The following is a 16,957-nucleotide window of genomic DNA, read 5'->3' on the forward strand; positions in this document are numbered from 1 at the left end:
ACATAGTCCACTGGAACACGAGCCGGAGGCAGGTAAGATTGAAGGGCCTGACCCCGGAGGAGTTCCGGAATCAGGCCCTTGCGGCCTAGTCGCTATTTAGGGCGTCCAAGATTTGGGGCGCAGTTCAACCCAGGGAAACGGGCCTCTTTAACTGCAAAAATTCAAGCAACAGCACCGCCGCCTCTTGAACCATGTAGCCATCAATGCCCAGACAACACCAGCAAGCCGCATTCCACAAGGGATAGATTAAATTAGATAAACGCGCCTTTACGGGTGATTTTCGGACGACGGGGCCCGGCCGGCGGCGAGGTGTTTGGTAGTCGAGCGATCCCGCAGGCGAAGCCGAGGACCAGCGAGACACCAAATACCTCGCCGTCGGCCGGGCCATGTCGCGGCACCAAAAAGCGCCTGCGCACTCGATGGATTCGGATGCCCGACAGAGGCTCCTTATGGCTGCTTCCTTCCGGACCTGACCAGATTCGGAACATGTCGTCATCCGAACCCATCGAACGCGCTAGGCGCTCGGTATATCTTACCTGCTCCCGCCCGCCACGGCAAGTGGGGCGAACCCATCGGATGGATTCGCCCCACTCGTGCATATCGCTAACGGCGCCTGCGGTACAGAACCGCGCCGCCCACTGCGGTCAGCGCGCCGATGCCGGCCATGACCACGAGCGCCTCGACCGGTAGGCTGCGGTCGCCGGTGTCGGGCATGCCGCCCTTGAAGCCGTCGCCGCCGGAGCCGCTGCCGGAGCCGTTATCTGAGCCGCCGCCCGAGCCACCGCCCGGCGTACCGGGGTTCTCGGGGGTGCCGGGCTCCTCGGCGTAGCTGTTGGTGAAGACTGGCGGCACGTTGGCGTCGCCCTCGTAGGAGACCTTCGCCGACAGGTAGCCCGTCTTGGTGCCGTCGGCCGCCTCGTCGCTCACCGTGACGACGATCTTGTGCACCGCCTTGTCGTAGGTCACGTGCGCCTGGCCGTCGTCGACCTCACTCACCGTGAAGGTGTAGGTGCCGGCCTGCTTGAACGTCAGTGCATCGAACGTGACGCTGCCGTCCGCGGCGTTCTTGGCGGCCGACATGACCTTGCCGTCCCGGCTCTTGAGCTCAAAGCTAAACTGGCCCGCCTTGAGTTCGGCGCCCTTGAGCACCTTGGCGGCGCCCAGCTTGAGGGTGACGGGCGCGGCCTCGTAGCCGTTGGTGAACGTCACCGAGGTGTCGTTCGCGGCATTGCCCTCGGCATCCATGAGCTCGTGCTTGACGGCGAGCGTGCCGTTACCGGCGTCGACAACCGTCGTGCGTACGCGGTACGTCGCCCTGTCGTACGTCACGCCGCCCGCCGTGCCGGCGACCTCGCGCAGCTCATAGCTGTGCGTGCCGGGCGCGGTGTAGGTGACGGGGCTGAGCACGACCGTGCCGTCGGCGGCGTTCCTGCCCGTCGCCGCAACGCTCTCGCTGCCGTCGGCGGCAATCTCGACCAGCTGGAACTCGAACTCGCCCTCGACCAGGTCGCGGCCCTTGAGCTTCTTGTTCACCGTGATCTGGTCGGTGACGGAGCTCGGCGTCGGATTCACGCCGTAGGTGTTGGTGAACTCGAACGCGCCCTTGCCCTCGGGCGTCTCCTCTGCGGGCAGGACCTCCGCGGCGAGCGTGCCCGCGTTGGTGTCCTCGACCACCTTGACCGTGAAGGTCCTGACCGCCGTCGCGTCGTTGACCACGCCGTCGACCGAGCCGGACTCGCTCACCCGGTAGGCGAACGTCTTGGTGCGCAGGCCGTCGCCGTCGATCTCGACGTCATCGAGGTCGCTCGGCTGCCTGAACGTGACGTGGCCCAGCGCGACGTTGCCGGCGGCGTCGTTGGTCGCCTCGGTCACCGTCTTGCCGGAAGCGTCGACCGGTGCGGGCGCGCCGTCCAGCGGCTCGATCTTAAAGGTGTACTTGCCCGCGATGTCGGCCTGCGTCAGGCCAAGGCCGGCCTGGCCGAGCGCCAACGTCTTGGTGCCCGCAAGGTCGACCGTCGCCTCGCCGGCACCATAGGCATTCACGAACGACAGCGTGCCGTCGGAGCCCTCGGGATAGACCACGGCAGTGTCCAGCCCGCCCTTGCCGTTATCGGTCACCTTGACCGTGATGTCGAAGCTCGAGGCGGTCGCCGTCACGCCCGCGGGCAGCCGGTCCGTGCCGTCCTCGGATACGGTATAGGGAATGACCCATGAGCCGTCGGCGGCCCTGGTGGCGGTGCCGTCCGCCGCCATCCGCTCGAGCGCGTCGGTGGTGTAGGCGATGGGCGAGAACGCGAGCCCTGCGGCCTCGCCGTCGCCGGAGGCCCGGTTGGTCGCAGTCGCGACCACGTCGCCCTGGGCATTGCAGACGGAGAACGAGAACTCGCCCGCCGCCGCGACGCGGCCCGTCAGCGTCTTGGTGGCGTTGACGGCCACGTTGCCCTCGCCGCCGAGCGTTCCGGTGGCCCCGTAGGAGTTCTGGAACGCGACCGTCACGGGCGCGGGCGTCGCCGCGGCGTCATCCGCTGTGGAGACCTCGCTGCGTGCGACCTCGACACCGTCCTTGGCAACTGTGGTCGTGACCGTGAGCTTGCCCGTCGCGGCGTCGTAGCCGGGCGCGATGGTCACCGTGCGCGGCGCGGTGTCGTTGGTGTAGCCCTCGCCGCCGAGCTTGGTCTCGGTGACGGTGAAGCTGTAGGTCTTGCCCGCGTCGGCGTCGGTGAACCTCACGTCGCTGCCCGCAGCACCGCCGACGAGGTCGACCAGGTCGGCCTCTCCGTCATCGGCAGCGGCCACGGCGTAGGCATCCTTGTCGGTCTTGAGGCCGAGCTTGGCGGCCGTCTCGGCGTCGGCGGCCACGGTGAAGGCGAACTGCCCCGCCTCCATGGCGTGGCCGGAGAGCGTCTTGGACAGGCGCACGCCCGCGCGGACCGAGTAGTCGAGCTCGGTCGTGTAGGTGTTGACGAAGTCGCCGCCGCTCGCCTGCGCGATCGCGGGCGTCGTGGCCGTGAGGTTACCGGAGCCGTCATCGGTCACGGTCACCGTCATCGTGGCGGTGTGGCCGTCGTAGGACACGCCGGCGATGGCAGAACCGTCATCGGGCCTGACCTCGCGCACCGTGTAGGTGAAGGTCTTGGCGCGCACGCGCTTGCCGCCGAGCTCGGCGAACCCGGCGTCCTTGATGTCATCGAGCGTGTAGTGGATGGCTCCGAAGTCGAAGGCGACCCTATCGCCCGTCTTGGTGCCGGCGGCGGCCGTCACGCTGACGGTCTTGGAGCCGTCGGCAGAGCCCTCGGGCATGGGGGCGCCGCCCTCGCCCGTGAGCGCGAACTGGAAGCTATCGCCCTCGGCCCAGTCGCGGCCCTTGAGCGCCTTGGTGAAGAGCCCCGCGGTGGAGACGTCCCTGCCCTCGACGGCCGTTCCGTACGTGTTGGTGAACGCGACGGTTGCGTCGTCCTCGGTCACGGCGCCCTCGGCCTTGGAGCCGTCAGCCCCGTTGACCGTGGTCGTGTAGCCCTCGGCAGCGTCCTCGATCACGGTGTAGTGCGCGCCCACGGGCAGGCCGGCGATGGTCTTCTCCCCGCCGTCCTTAAGCGTGAAGGTCATCTTGCCGTCCGTGAACGTCACGGCGTGCTCGCCCTTGCCGAAGGTGCCGGAGACGGGCTCGCCGTCCCCGTCGGTCAGCGTGACCGCAAAGCCGAACTCGCGCTGACTGTCGCCACCGACGACCGTCTTCTTGACGGTGAGGCTGCCGGTCTTGGCGGTGTTGGCAAAGATCGCCGCCTCGACCGTGCGCTCAGCAGCGTCGCCCGCATCGTCGGTCAGCTGTGCAATCTTGGTCTTGGCAAGCAGCTTACCGGCGCCGTTGTCGGTCACCGTGACGGTGGCACGATAGGTGGCCTTCGAGAACGTGAGCGACGTCTCGTCACCCGGCTGCTCGGCGATCATATAGGTATAGGTACCGGGCTTGGTGTACTCGATGGTACCGAAGTTGCCAACCTGGGCATCCTTGTGCAGCTCAATCGTCGACACGCCGTCCTTGGCACCCTTGGGCATGGGTGCCTCACCCTGGGCAGTCAGCGTCATGGTAAAGGCATCCGATGTCATCCAGTTGCGACCGGAGATCTTCTTTTGCACCTTAAAGGCGTTTTCCACCTTCGTGGACTCCACGCTATAGACATTGGTGAAGCCTGCCTGCGTTGTCTGTCCGACGGTGCCCTTCTTGGTGTTCGCCTTGTCGGCAATTGCAAATCCGTCCTCACTCGTCATGAGGTCGCCCTTGGAGTCAAGCTCCTGCACCTCGTAGCGAGCGCCCACGGGCACGGTAACCGTCACGGAGCCGCCGGCCTTAAGCGCGATGGTGTCACCGCTCTTGATCTGTCCGCTTACATAAGTGCCGTTGGTGCCGCCGGGGCGACCGGCGTACGCAAAGGTGCCGGCCAGAGGCGTTGTGCCATCGGCCTGGTAGAGCAGCACCTTAAAGGTAAATGCCTTGTTGGGCGCGGTGATGCCTTCGGCGGCCGTGACCGTCTTGCTCAGCGTCAGGCGGCCGTCAGACACCTCGTCGGTAGTGGTGTTGGTCTTAACGGCAGGGTTGTTGCCGACCGCCACCGACGCCTGGTTGGAGATGTCGCCCGAAGCGCCACCGCTCTTAAACGCGTCCTCGGTCACGCGGACCTTAAACTGAACCGTGCCCTCCTTGCCGGCGGGAACGTCCTTCAATGCCCAGGTGAGGTTGCCGTCATTGTCCTTGGAGCCGGCATCCTTATGGTCGCCGGCGAACCCCACGAACTCGGTTCCCGCGGGAACGGCATCGGTGATCGTCACCGTGGCAGACGCACCCTCGGTGTTCTTGTAGCCGATGGTGTAGGTGAGCTCATCGCCCAGCGCCACACCCGACCCCGTTGAATCCTGAGCATCGCTCTCAGACTTCTTGGGCACGTAATTGGTCGTGGTGCCGGTATAGCTCTTGTTGCCGATCGTAACGGTGGCAGCATTGTTGATGGCGCCGACCGCACCCTGGGCGTCCTTCACAGCATCCTCGGTAATCTTGACGCGCACGCGCACCGAACCGTGGCTGCCCGCAGGCTGCTCGCCCAGGTTCCAAGTGAGCGACTGGCAACTCGCGATGCCCTTATCGGCGTTCTTACCCTCAAAGGCCTCGAACACGACGCCCGTGGGAAGCTCGTCGGTCACGGTCACCTTGGCCGGAACCAGGTTGCCATTGTCATCGGCCTCGGTGTTGACCCAGTTAATGGTGTAGACGTAGGAGTCGCCCACGGAGAGCAGCTGCCCGTCGATGTCCACATCGGGCTTCGCGACCGTGCCGATCGTCTTGACCTTATCGCGTGTGTTGTGGAAGACGATCTTGCCCTTCTCGGTACCGTCGCGATAGGTCACCTTGGACGTAAGCTTGCCGTTGTTGTTATCGGTCACCTCGAGCAGCACGCGGCACGTCGCGGACGAGTCCACGGGACGCACACCCTCGGGCAGGTCGGCCAAGCGCTCCTTTGCCACCAGGTTAAAGCTGTAGGTAGTGGTGTGGTCGGCATTGTGCAGCTTGGTGGCAATACCATCGTTGACGGCACCGGCAAGGTCAATCGTCTGCTCTTGAGTTCCACTGGTAGCATTGCCAAGCTTAAAGTGAACCTTACCAAAGTCGACCGTAGCGGTGCCGTTCTCACCCGTCTTGGTCTTACCCTCATCCATCTTTTCGAGCGAGCCGTCGGCCCTCTCCGCATACAGGTCAAACGTATACTGGCCAGACTCGATCTTGTCGCCGGAGTCCATTACCTTCTCGGCAGCAAGACCGTCGAATGTTCCGGTCGCGACATAGCTGTTGGTGAAGAACACCTGGGCCTTGGCGGTACCGTCCTTGGAGCTATAAGTCTTTGCATCATCGGTATCTTCGACATTGTTGGCGTCAAAATGCTTGACGGTAGTCTCGGTGTAGAGCGAGCCGTTGCCGCGATTCTTAACCGCAATCTCTACCGTCCAATAGGTGGAGTCGTATTGATAGCCGGGCTTGCCGCCGCCATTCTCGACAACCTTGTAGGTAAACGTCTTACCCGCATCTTTCGTCGCAAAGGTCAGACCGCCCAAAATACCGGTGTGGGACGTGCCATCGACCTGCGGCTCATCGTTTGTCACGGTGAGCTTGCCCTCGTCTGCGCGCAGCAGCTTGTTGAGTTTATCGGTTGAGGCGGGGTCTTCGCCCGTCACCGTAAAGCCAAACATGCCGGCATGCAGATCGTGGCCGCTGAGCGTCTTGACGAGCTCTAGACCGCCCTGGAGCTCGTAGCTCGTTGAAGTTTGGTAACTATTGGTGAAGATGAAGCCTTCCGAGCCGGTCGTACCATAGGCACGTGCCACAAGCTTGCCGCCCTCATCGGTTACGGTGATGGTCAGGGTATAGGTGTGCGCGTCATACGTCCACTCGCCGGGTCCGCCGTTCGGGGCCAGCTCGTTAATAGCAAACTTATACGTGCCCGGCTTATTAAAGGTGAGCTTCGAGAAGTTAACCTGATAGTGCTCTCCGTCCTTGAGGCCCTCCTTCGTTTGCTTCTGCTCGGCGTAGCCGTTGTCCGCACTCATCGAAGAGCCGGTGATGAGCTTGCTGTCGACAGCAGCCCGGGTAGCATCGTCAGCCGCGGTCATGGCAAAGGTGAACTTGTCCGGAGCATTGGCGCCGGCAACCACCTTGGTCACGGACGGAGTATAGGTTGCCGCCTCGGCAACCGTATAGGTGTTCTTGAATTTGACCGTCGCGACACCGGTGGACGTTGCATTCGAGGGGTAGATCCACTGACCCTCAAGCTCGTCGCCACCGTCACCCGGCTTGCTTACCGATGTCGTGACCCTGAGCGTGCCGTCGCCGTTATCCGCCACGACGATTCTGACCGTATGGATCGTCTCGTCGTACGTATAGCCCGTCGCCTTTTCTTTGATCTCGCTCACCGTATAGGCGAACGTCTTTCCAGCATCATTCTGCGTGAAGGTGAGCCCACCCGTGGGAACCAGGCTTGCGGTCTTGGGGGTATCCGCCTCGACGTTTGCAGTCTCGTAAACCTTGCCGCTCTCGGGAATGCCAAGCTTGTTGGCAGAGGCCTTGTCGGCAGGTTTGACGGTATAGTAGAACGTGCTCTTAGGCGAGCCGAACACCGTCGCGTCCTTGGGGTACGTCAGTGTCTTCTCGATCTGCAGACCGCCAGCAGCGCCATAGTTGAGGCTTGCCGTATAACGGTTCACAAACGAGACGGTAGGCGTCGTGGCGCCGACCTCACTTGCATCGTACTGCTGCACGTAAGTACTCGAATCTTGCTTAAGCTCGGCGATCTTTTCGTCCGTCAACACGCTCGAATCGGCGCCATCGCCCAGCAGCTCCATCACACCCGCGCCCTTGAGCACGGTCGTCACGGTGTAGAGCTTGGCGGGATTATTATCGTGCGCAAGAACCTTAACGAGCACGATGGCATCGCCGGTATAGCCGGTGTCATAGGTGTAGCCGGCAGCAGCAGGCTGGTTCTCGCAGATGCGATAGGCAAATGTACGTCCCAGGTCCTGCTCGGTGAGCGTACGGGCAAAGAGCTTCTCTTCCCCGCTTGCGCTCACCACAGCGCCGGACACGCCGGCCCCTGCCGCCTTGTTGGACAGGTTGGCCTCGGAGCCATCGACCGATGTCTGAACGCCGTTGTACCAAAGGCCCGTCACGGCAAAGGTAAACTGGCCCGCAGTAGAGGCGCGACCCTCAAGGGTCTTACTCACCGTCACGCCACCAAAGGTGCCCGATGCATGGTACGCGTTGGTAAAGGCAGCCTTGTCGGTTACGTCCTTGTCCGCATCGGAGGCACCGGTGTTGGCGTAGGTCACGCTCGGCGCGCGTAGCTTGCCCGCGTGGTTGCCCGACTTGTCCAGGTCGGTCACCACGACGGTCGCGCGGGCGGTGTGCTTGTCCATGGACATGCCCGCTTGGCCATCCTGTGCGGCGTTCTCGGTGATATTGAAGCTAAAGGTGCCCGCGCGGTTGAACGTCACGGTCGGGGCGGCTTCGGTGCCAAAGACGAACGAGGCCACGCGCCCCGACTCGGGCGCATTAGCGACAGCTTGGTTAGTGCCGATAGCAACGGCCCCATCCGTCACTGCCTTTGCGGTGGTCTTACCCAGACCAGTTGCGCTGGCATCGTCCGTAGCGGCGGCAAGGTTAAAGGTATAGCTCTCGTCCTGGTTCCAGTCGCGACCGCTCACGGTCTTCTGACCCTGCAGGGTCACGCTCGTGGGATCCAAGCTATATATATTGGTAAAGGAAGGCGTAACGTTCGTGTCCAACTGCTTTACCGAGCCGTCTTCTGCAATCTTGTAGTACTCGATCGAGGTCTGGATGCCGGCACCCTTCTTGGCGTTGCGCACCACGGCGTAATAGACCGACTTGTCGTAGTCCATGCCCTTCTTAATGCTACCGAGATTCTCAGCGAACTTGTACACGTAGGCGCGTCCCGCATCAGCCTTGGCGGTATAGGAGATCGCCGGCCACGTCACCGTACCGTCGGCGTTATTGCCCACGGTCGCGGTGTCGCCCTTGGCGCCCTGAGGCATGGGGGCCTTGATGCTCTTGTCGACCTTATCGGGATCGAACGCTGCATTGTCGTCCGCATAGCCGCCCACACGCTTGAGCTCAAAGCTAAAGGCGTTCTGGGAAAGCGGGAAACTCCCGGTGTTGTCGGTTAGGCTCTTTTGAGCATGGATGGTGATGTTCCCCTCATGCTCGTCGTAGCGGTTGGTGAAGATCGCGTCGGCAACCTCTGTCTTGGTGTCGTCGCCCGCGTCGTTGCGCTCCTGCGTCATCTTCACGCTCTCAACGACAAGAGCACCAGCTTGGTTGTCCTCCACCACGACCTCCGCTTTATAGCGGGCGGCGGAGTAGCTTATGCCGTCTGCCCCGGCATCGGAACCGGGGATAACCTCCGAGATGGTATAGGTGTACGTGCCGGGCTTGGTATAGGTGATGTCGCCAAACGTTGCCGTCTTATAGGTGATGTCGCCAACCGTTTGCGTCTGGGAATTCTTGGTAAGCTCGACCGTCGACACCTTGCTCTTGGCGCCATTGGGCATGGGGACGCCGTCGTCGGCCGTAAGCTGCACGATAAAGGTATCGCCATCGGCCCAATTGCGGCCCTCGAGCATCTTCTTGGCGCTTAGGCCATTCTTTACGGGGTTGACACTGTAGTTGTTGGTGAACTCTAGCTTGTTGCTCGCGGGAATCTTTCCGTCCTCAAGCGCGACGATCTTGCCCGTGATGGTGTTGCCGGTTCCGGACTGCTCCTCACCGCCGGCCTTGCGGCTCACGAGGCTAAAGCCAGCCGGAAGCACCGACTCGTCGGCAGAGCCGGTCACAGTGTTAACGATGCTCGCCAGCACATTGCCACTGGACGTCTCGCCCTTGGTGGTAAGCTCGCTCACGCTATACTTGTCGCCCTGCTTAAGGTCGTATACGCGAATGGTCTCGCCGGCCTTGATGGAATGGGTGTCGCCGTTCTTGAGCGTAAAGGAGTTGCCCATGGCCTTGCCATTCGCATCGAATACGTGTGCCTCATAGCCCTTCTCGGAATCCGGCAGGGTGAACTTAAACGTAAAATCCTTGGTAGGCGCGGTAAAGCCACTGTCCGCCGTCACGGTCTTAGTCACTTGCAAGCGCGCCACACGACGATCGGTATACCGCACGGCCGTTGCCGTGGTAAAGAGATGATTGAGCTGAAGCGTGCCCAGATCGGTGCCATTGGTGGCATCATTGTCTTGATAAAGGGCCATGCGGTTGATGCCCGTATCGGCAAAGATGGTCGCCAGCTGGCCGTTGCGCTCGCCACCGTCCTCGACATAGCGCAGGATGGTCTTGATGCCCCGCGCCGTCTTGTCATAGCGCATGTGCATCAGGTCGTTCGCCAGAGAAGGCGTTACACCCTCGGCGGTGCACTCCTGGCCCCACGTCAGGCTTCCGCTGGCGTCAACGGTCGCACTCTGCAGCTTGCCCTTGATGTGCGTAAGCGTGTTGTCGATCGAGTCAGGAGAGCCAAACTGTGCCAACGAGGCAATCAGCGAACCCGGGCCGCTCATGCTGCGCACGCCGTCGTTCACCTTACCGGCATCCACGTACACGCCCGAATCGTCCACGATGACCTTGGTAATGGTGGAATTAATCTCATAGCCATCCGGGCTCAACGATTCGCGCAGATAGTACATACCCTTGATAAGGGGCGCATGCTTTGTCGAATCGAGCGGGAAGCATGCAGCACCCTCAATGTCATACGGATAGGTCATGCCGTTTGCCTGTACGGTGTCATACGGCTCGGCACCCGATTTAATGGCATACGTGCTGGGGCTATCGCCGGTAACGTCCTTGGCCTGGTACAGCTCAAACGTCGCGCCGTTCACGGGCTTGCCCAGGTCGTCGACCTTTTGCACAAATAGACGATTCTGGACGTTGGTGAGGTGGATCACCGTAGAGAACTGCCTGTTTATCGTTTGATATTGCACCATGGAGGTGTTATCGATGGTTGCCTCCGCCAGAGACGATGCTGTGGTGTGATACACCGCCACGGTATATTCCGCCTTCGACTTGTCCTTCATTATGGCGGCGTACTTCTCGACATCTCCGGGCAGCGACCTGACCGTTACCTCATAGTCGCCCTTGGTGTTGACGCCAAAGACGCTCGTATCTGCCGATTTGGCAGCCTCGACCGCACCGGCAATGCCGTGCGCGGAGCACAGCTTATAGCCATTGAGCGGGTTGCCCGTGACCGCCGTCCACGCGTCTTCACTTGTGTGGTCCTCGCTCGCACCGGTGAGCTTGAGCACGACGGCGAAGGTCGTACCCGAGCTGATGGCGCTGCCCTTGTTATCTCTCGTTTCTTTTGGGAGGGAAATAGTCTCCTTAGCGGCCAGATAGCCGCCGTTCAGCCACATGCGGCTGCCCGTCCACTGTTCGCCGTCGGCTGTTGTGACCGTTGTTTGCGGCGCAACCACCACGCCACCCGAGCCACTTGCCGCGGCTGGCTTGTACTGCAAATGCAACTCGCCTGGCGTTGCAGTGGTCGACGAGGTCAGGCTCGAGCGGTATCCCGCGGGCAGGCCAACTTCTTTGAGTACAAAGTAGTCGCAATGATTGGTGTTGTGCTCTTCGTCAAACGAGAGGACGGAGCCGTTCGACTTTTGAAGTATCAGCTGACCCCCGTCTTTCGTCGTACCCTGAGCGACGAGCTCACCCTTATTCCAGTCGGCATCTGGTCCATCGGACCGGTACAGCTTGAAGGTTGCGTCATTGACTGCCTCGCCGTTTTGGTCGACCTTCGCGACCTCGGACGACGGCAGGGTGGTGAGGTTGAACTTGAGCGACATGTTCGATGCACCCGCGCCACGCTCCAGATAGAAGAAGCTCAGCGTGTGCTTGGTGCTGTCGAGGAAGGTGTTGCCGGAGAAGTTGGTGGTATCTGCGCCGGCGGCTTCGAACATCGCCCTAATGGTGGTGTCTTGAATTGTCTTTTCGGGATCATTTGCATTGTCAACATGACCGACACGCACGCCACCGGTGGCGAAGTTGATCTTGAGCGTCGCCTTCTCGTGGATGCCACCCAGATCGCCCACGAGTACGCCATCGATGTACACCCAGACGTCGTCGTCACCCGAGAACTCAAAGATCATATCCTCGTTTTTGGTGGTCTTGCCTTCCTTAGGCTGGACAAACTCCGTTGTCATGGACATGCCAAAGTGGTGGTTGAGCTTATCGTTCGTTCCGTCCGTTATTCCTATAGGAGAGAGCTGACCGTTCTTCTCTTCAAAAACCTTGCGGGCCGAATCAAAGGGGAAGAACTGGCCCAGATTTGTATCTGATACTTTGCTCTTATATACGCCCGCCTTATCGTAAACGTTAAAGGAGTTGGTCGTGGGGTTATATACGGCATAGTTGCCGTTAGAACCATACGAGTCGTAGACGTAATAGCCATCTTTGAGCTGGAAAAGGCCTTGCACGTTGTTGTAAACGGCCTTGCCATTCTGCTTGCCGTTGGCCTGACTGTCGTTGTTAAAGAGATAGGCCAGCGACTCATCGGTGTAGTTAACACCCTGGCCTTGGGAGGTGTGGGTGCCATTGTTGATTGCCGGATAGCCATTTACCAGCATGTTCTTTACAAATGAAAGACGTCCAAAACCGTTGATATTGCTTCTACCCGTCCATTTATTAATGCCCGATCCGGCACCGCCATTGAACTTGAGCTGATGGCCTTTATTGATGCCGGTGTTGTCATTCTTGTTGTCGTTGTTTATGTTCTTCGAGCTGTCGTTGTCGCCATTCACTACCCAATAATCGAACAGATTGACCGTGGTGCCGGTGGGATTCACCGTCTGCACGGTGTGGTTGCTAAAGGAAACTGTCTGGTCGGCCGACGCACTCGTCGCACCAAACAAGAGCACACACGCCGCCAGCGGGACGGTCAAAGCCCTCAAGGCACGCTTTGCGGTATTGGTTTTCTTGCCAAAAGGCTTTAGCATTTCTCGAGCTCTCGCACACACGCGATTCATGAAGGCCCTCCCCAATCCATGAGGACGGCAAGAAACAGCTCATTGTATGTGTGTCGTCGTCCCCATCGATGCAAATATACGCCCCCCCCCGCGCAGAAACGCAAGGCAGGACATCGCTATATGCTTAAAATTGTAGCAATTTGGGTGACCCGAAATTTCGCCTCGGGTTGCCACTCAGGCTCAAAATCGAACCACTCGCGCCGTCGACATGCCCCAGTAGGACAAATCGACCGGCAATCTTTATCCCCCACATTCCACAAAGTAGCTAGTTTGGGACGGGGCTATTTTGACTACTTGGGCAATCAGATCGGCATATAGTCAAAATAGCCCCGCCCCAAAAAGACTGGTCTGACACTGCGCCACGAAAAGGGCCTATCTACTACGTTTAGGCCGCAGGGGTCAACCATAGCCGGCTTTTTCGAAAATCGGCAAGCTCTCTACCTGCGGTTTTGTTTTTGTAAATTCCGGGATGATCGAGGGTGGCCGGTTTAACGTAGTAGATGGCCACGTTTCGTGGCAAACGGTCCGACCCAAGGCACAAGGCGGCCAACCTCGAATGGCCATTCTCGAAGTTGCGGTGGAATACGGACTGAATTGGCCCCTTAAAGGCAAAAACGCTCCGTATTTCACCGCGACTTATCGAGGGGATGGGTTTTAGATACGGCCAAGGTCGTAGGATCGAGCGGCCGCTTCGCCGGCGCAGATGAGGTTGGTTGTGGCTTCTTGCGGATCGAGTGCCTGTTCCAGGCCCATGGGTTTGCGGCAAATCGGCAGTACAAGGTCGATGCCTTGCCCATACACCGCATCCAGGTTATCAGCGCGACCGCCCACGACGGCAACCACCGGTTTGCCACACCGCTTGGCACGGCGCGCCACGCCCACCGGCGCCTTACCGGCGGCGGATTGCTCATCCATATTGCCCTCGCCTGTAATGACCAGGTCGACATCGCGCACGCGCTCGTCAAACCCCACGAGATCGAGCACCGTCTCCACACCCGAGCGTAGCTCCGCGCCGAGCGCCAGCAACGCCGCGCCCAAGCCACCGGCAGCGCCCGCGCCGGGCACGCCGAGCACCGAGCCAAATGTCCGCGCACCCTCGGGTGTGCGCAACAACCCCTGGGCTCGAGCTCCGGTAATTGCCGCATCGAGCAGGCAGCCGTAGCCGACCATCCAGCCGTCGTATCTGCGCAGCACCTCGGCATCATCCGCCGGCAGACCCTTCTGTCCGCCGAACACCGCAAGCGCGCCGCGACGCCCTACGAGCGGATTCTCGACATCCGAAAGCACAACGATACGAGCGCCATCCAAAGCCTGCAGCGCGGGCGCCAAATCAACGCTCGCCACCTGCTCAAGGCCGGCAAGACCGGGGGCGACATCGCAGCCCTGATCATCGACCACACGCGCGCCCAGCGCCTGCAGCATGCCGGCGCCACCGTCGTTGGTGGCACTGCCGCCCAAGCCAATATAGATAGTCTTTGCACCCGCGCGAACCGCATGAAGCATCAGTTCGCCCACGCCATAGGTTGTGGCCGCCAACGCCGCCGACTCCGTACAACTCGAATACCCAATACCCGCCGCCTCGGCCATCTCAATTACAGCCGAGTCGCGCTCGTCGTCCACCAGCATCTGGGCAGACACGCGATCGCCCAAGGGACCTGCCACCTCGCAGGTCACAATCTCACCGCCGCACGCGTCGATGGCGTCGAGCGTTCCCTCGCCGCCATCCGCCAGCGGCAACGCGCGCACCTCGGCATCGGGCCACACACGGCGCATGCCCTCGGCAACCGCCGCCTCCGCCCGTGCACTCGACACGCTGCCCTTAAAGGAGTCGATCGCCAGCAGCACACGGCGGGGCCGGCGGCACGCAGGGCCAAAGTCAACCGCCTCAACGGCGATATCTTCGGCACACGCGAGCGCCTCGGCATGAGCGGCATGCGCCTCAAGATCGGCCCCACAACCGCCATCAGCGCCGCCTGCTCCGCGCAGACCGCCAAAATAGCTAATCAGCAGCTCACGGCATTCATCCGCCAGGACCCCAGCCGTCACGTTAAACCGATGATTCAGGCGCGAGTCGGCATTCAAATCGTATAGGGATCCCAGCGCGCCCGCCTTGGCATCGGCGGCACCGTATACGCAGCGGCCCACGCGCGCGTTGACCATGAGACCCGCGCACATGCAGCAAGGCTCGAGCGTTACATAGACCGTGCAATCGGAAAGGCGCCAGCGACCGAGCGACCGAGCGGCAGCGCACAGGGCCGCGAACTCTGCATGCGCCGAAGGGTCCTGGTCGAGCTCGCGACGATTATGCGCCCGCGCGACAATCTCACCAGCACGCACCACCACAGCGCCAATGGGCACTTCGCCCACTACCGCGGCGGCGCGCGCCTCGACCAGTGCCTCGCGCATGAACTTCTCATCGATTTCGGTGATCGTCATCGTTCGCCTTCCCTGTTGCAAATCCAAAACGATGCTATCATTACGACTCACGGAGAGATGGCAGAGCGGTTGAATGCGGCGGTCTTGAAAACCGTTGAGCGCGAGAGCGTTCCGGGGGTTCGAATCCCCCTCTCTCCGCCACTTCTAGTGATGCACCGGTGTCATGGTCCGCTCAAACAGCGCATCGACCACGTCGGCTATCTCAGGTCGACGCTCAAGATCGTGACCCGACTCCCACCATATCGTGAAAAGTCGAATAATACCGCCGGCGACAAACTCAGACGTCGTCTCGAGTGACACGGGGGCCAGGGCATCCTCGGCAAGCACGTTCATCACACGCTCGCGGATGGAGTGGGCAATGCGGTCGCAAATAACGTTGGTCAACATGCCCGACATGCTGCTTGCCAAAATGTTATCCATGAGCCGCTCGTGCGCCAGAATCAAATCCATGGCATCGTCCAAAATCGCGTGCCGAAGCGCGCGCACGTCCTCGGCAGACACCGCGCCGGCCTCATCGGGCTGTTTTTGCGGCAAGCCCGACATGAGCTCATCGATATAAAAGGCGAAGTAATCGTTCTTGTCGCGAAAGTGCTTGTAGAACGTCGTGCGGCGAATCATGGCGCGGTCGCACAGCATGGCAACCGTCAGGTCCTCAAAACGATGCTCCTCGAGAAGCTCGGTAAAGGCATCGAACAGGGCGCGGTAGGTTTTCTTGATGCGAAGGTCCACTGGTATCGCCATCCTCAGGGCAAAGACAACACTCGTCAATCTGTCGCATATCTTACACCTGTACCTCGCGCGCTTTGCCCCGGTGCCGACCCCGCCGAAAACACAACGCTTACCGGAAAGTTCGGCACGACAAAACGTTGCGGGTATACTAGTAGCGTTATACCAACGGCAGCTGGCGCATGCCGCCGCGGCCATTCGAAACGGAGACATCATGCTTCCCGTCATCATCGGCATCGTTGTTGTCATTGTGATTGCCTGCGCCATCGCCGGCATCTACAACAACATGGTCACCAAGCGTAACCGCATCGATAACGCCTGGCAGAACATCGATACGCAGCTGCAGCGTCGAAACGACCTGATCCCCAACCTGGTCGAGACCGTCAAGGGCTACGCCAAGCACGAGCAGGAGACGCTCTCCGCCGTGATCAGCGCGCGTAACACCGCCGTCAAGGCCACCACGCCCGAAGCCAAGATGGAAGCCGACAACGTGCTGACCGGTGCGCTGCGCCAGCTCTTCGCCGTAGCCGAGGCCTATCCCGATCTTAAGGCAAACACCAACTTTACGCAGCTGCAGGCATCGCTCGAGGATACCGAGAACAAGATTAGCTATGCACGCCAGAGCTACAACGACTGCGTGCTCAGCTACAACAACGCCATTCAAACGTTCCCGGCTGTCATCTTTGCCGGCATCTTCCAGTTTAAGGAGCGCCAGGGCTTCGAGGCCGCCGAAGCAGCCCGCCAGGCCCCGACCGTCAAGTTCTAGTAGTTTGGCAGCGCATCCTTAATCGGCCAAATGCATAAACCGCCCCGTCGAATGCATACTTCGACGGGGCGGTTTCCTTTTTCGCGAAGGTCCCCCTCTAAGCGTCGTGCATTTTTAGGAGTATTCAACATAACCAAGAGCTTCGGGCGCCACGGCAAATGCCAAAGACCGCGAATATCCCTGCAAACCAAACGCTGTCAGCCCATAACCCCACCCATCATTCGTAGAAAACATCGAGAAATCCCGATTTTTCGCCCGAGGCCGGTATGCAGGGGCCTGCGATTGCAGAATACTCGCAAAAATGCACGTCGCCACCACCCCCACATGGCGCGAAGCAAATCAGAACCACCCTTAAAAAGGGTGGTTTGCTCTTAGGGTATAACCCACGGGCCCCGGGCTCGCGTCTAAAGGCGCGGGCCCGGACTTCGTCCAGGCCTAGTGCATCTTGACCCGTGGCGCGCC

The 16,957-nt window shown here is 60.8% G+C and carries 5 protein-coding genes, 1 tRNA gene and 1 other RNA gene; 3 read left to right on the top strand and 4 right to left on the bottom strand.

The window, feature by feature from the left end:
• Positions 1 to 2 precede the first annotated feature (2 nt).
• Positions 3 to 89, top strand: coding sequence for an IS3 family transposase (locus RX395_RS09145; protein ID WP_316365605.1), 87 nt, complete (start codon positions 3 to 5; stop codon positions 87 to 89).
• Between the two features lie 324 nt (positions 90 to 413).
• Here the strand turns inward: RX395_RS09145 and ffs are convergent.
• The 3 genes from ffs to tadA form a co-directional block, all read right to left on the bottom strand.
• Positions 414 to 509, bottom strand: an RNA gene (gene ffs / locus RX395_RS09150) — signal recognition particle sRNA small type.
• A gap of 94 nt (positions 510 to 603) precedes the next feature.
• Complete coding sequence (locus RX395_RS09155; RefSeq protein ID WP_316367106.1) at positions 604 to 12,459, bottom strand: Spy0128 family protein; 11,856 nt, start codon at positions 12,457 to 12,459, stop codon at positions 604 to 606.
• Positions 12,460 to 13,221: 762 nt separating this feature from the next.
• On the bottom strand, positions 13,222 to 15,003 hold the full coding sequence (tadA, locus tag RX395_RS09160) for a tRNA adenosine(34) deaminase TadA (protein ID WP_316367108.1): 1,782 nt from the start codon (positions 15,001 to 15,003) through the stop codon (positions 13,222 to 13,224).
• Positions 15,004 to 15,054: 51 nt separating this feature from the next.
• On the opposite strand from tadA, the gene RX395_RS09165 reads away from it, so the two are divergent.
• Positions 15,055 to 15,144, top strand: a tRNA-Ser gene (locus RX395_RS09165).
• 3 nt (positions 15,145 to 15,147) lie between these two features.
• On the opposite strand, the gene RX395_RS09170 is transcribed toward RX395_RS09165, so the two are convergent.
• Entirely contained in the window at positions 15,148 to 15,732 is a 585-nt protein-coding gene (locus RX395_RS09170; RefSeq protein WP_316367110.1) for a TetR/AcrR family transcriptional regulator, read from the bottom strand.
• A 211-nt stretch (positions 15,733 to 15,943) separates the two neighbouring features.
• On the opposite strand from RX395_RS09170, the gene RX395_RS09175 reads away from it, so the two are divergent.
• Positions 15,944 to 16,495 carry a LemA family protein gene (locus tag RX395_RS09175; RefSeq protein ID WP_171021549.1) on the top strand — a complete coding sequence of 184 codons (552 nt, stop codon included), beginning with the start codon at positions 15,944 to 15,946 and terminating at the stop codon, positions 16,493 to 16,495.
• The last annotated feature ends 462 nt before the right edge of the window (positions 16,496 to 16,957 follow it).

The organism is Collinsella aerofaciens (assembly GCF_032584215.1).
Classification (GTDB): domain Bacteria; phylum Actinomycetota; class Coriobacteriia; order Coriobacteriales; family Coriobacteriaceae; genus Collinsella.

What these genes read in the sequence shown, in the direction of transcription:
- tadA (WP_316367108.1), bottom strand. Translation starts at nt 15,003, where the DNA reads ATGACGATCACCGAAATCGATGAGAAGTTCATGCGCGAGGCACTGGTC.
- RX395_RS09175 (WP_171021549.1), top strand. Translation starts at nt 15,944, where the DNA reads ATGCTTCCCGTCATCATCGGCATCGTTGTTGTCATTGTGATTGCCTGC.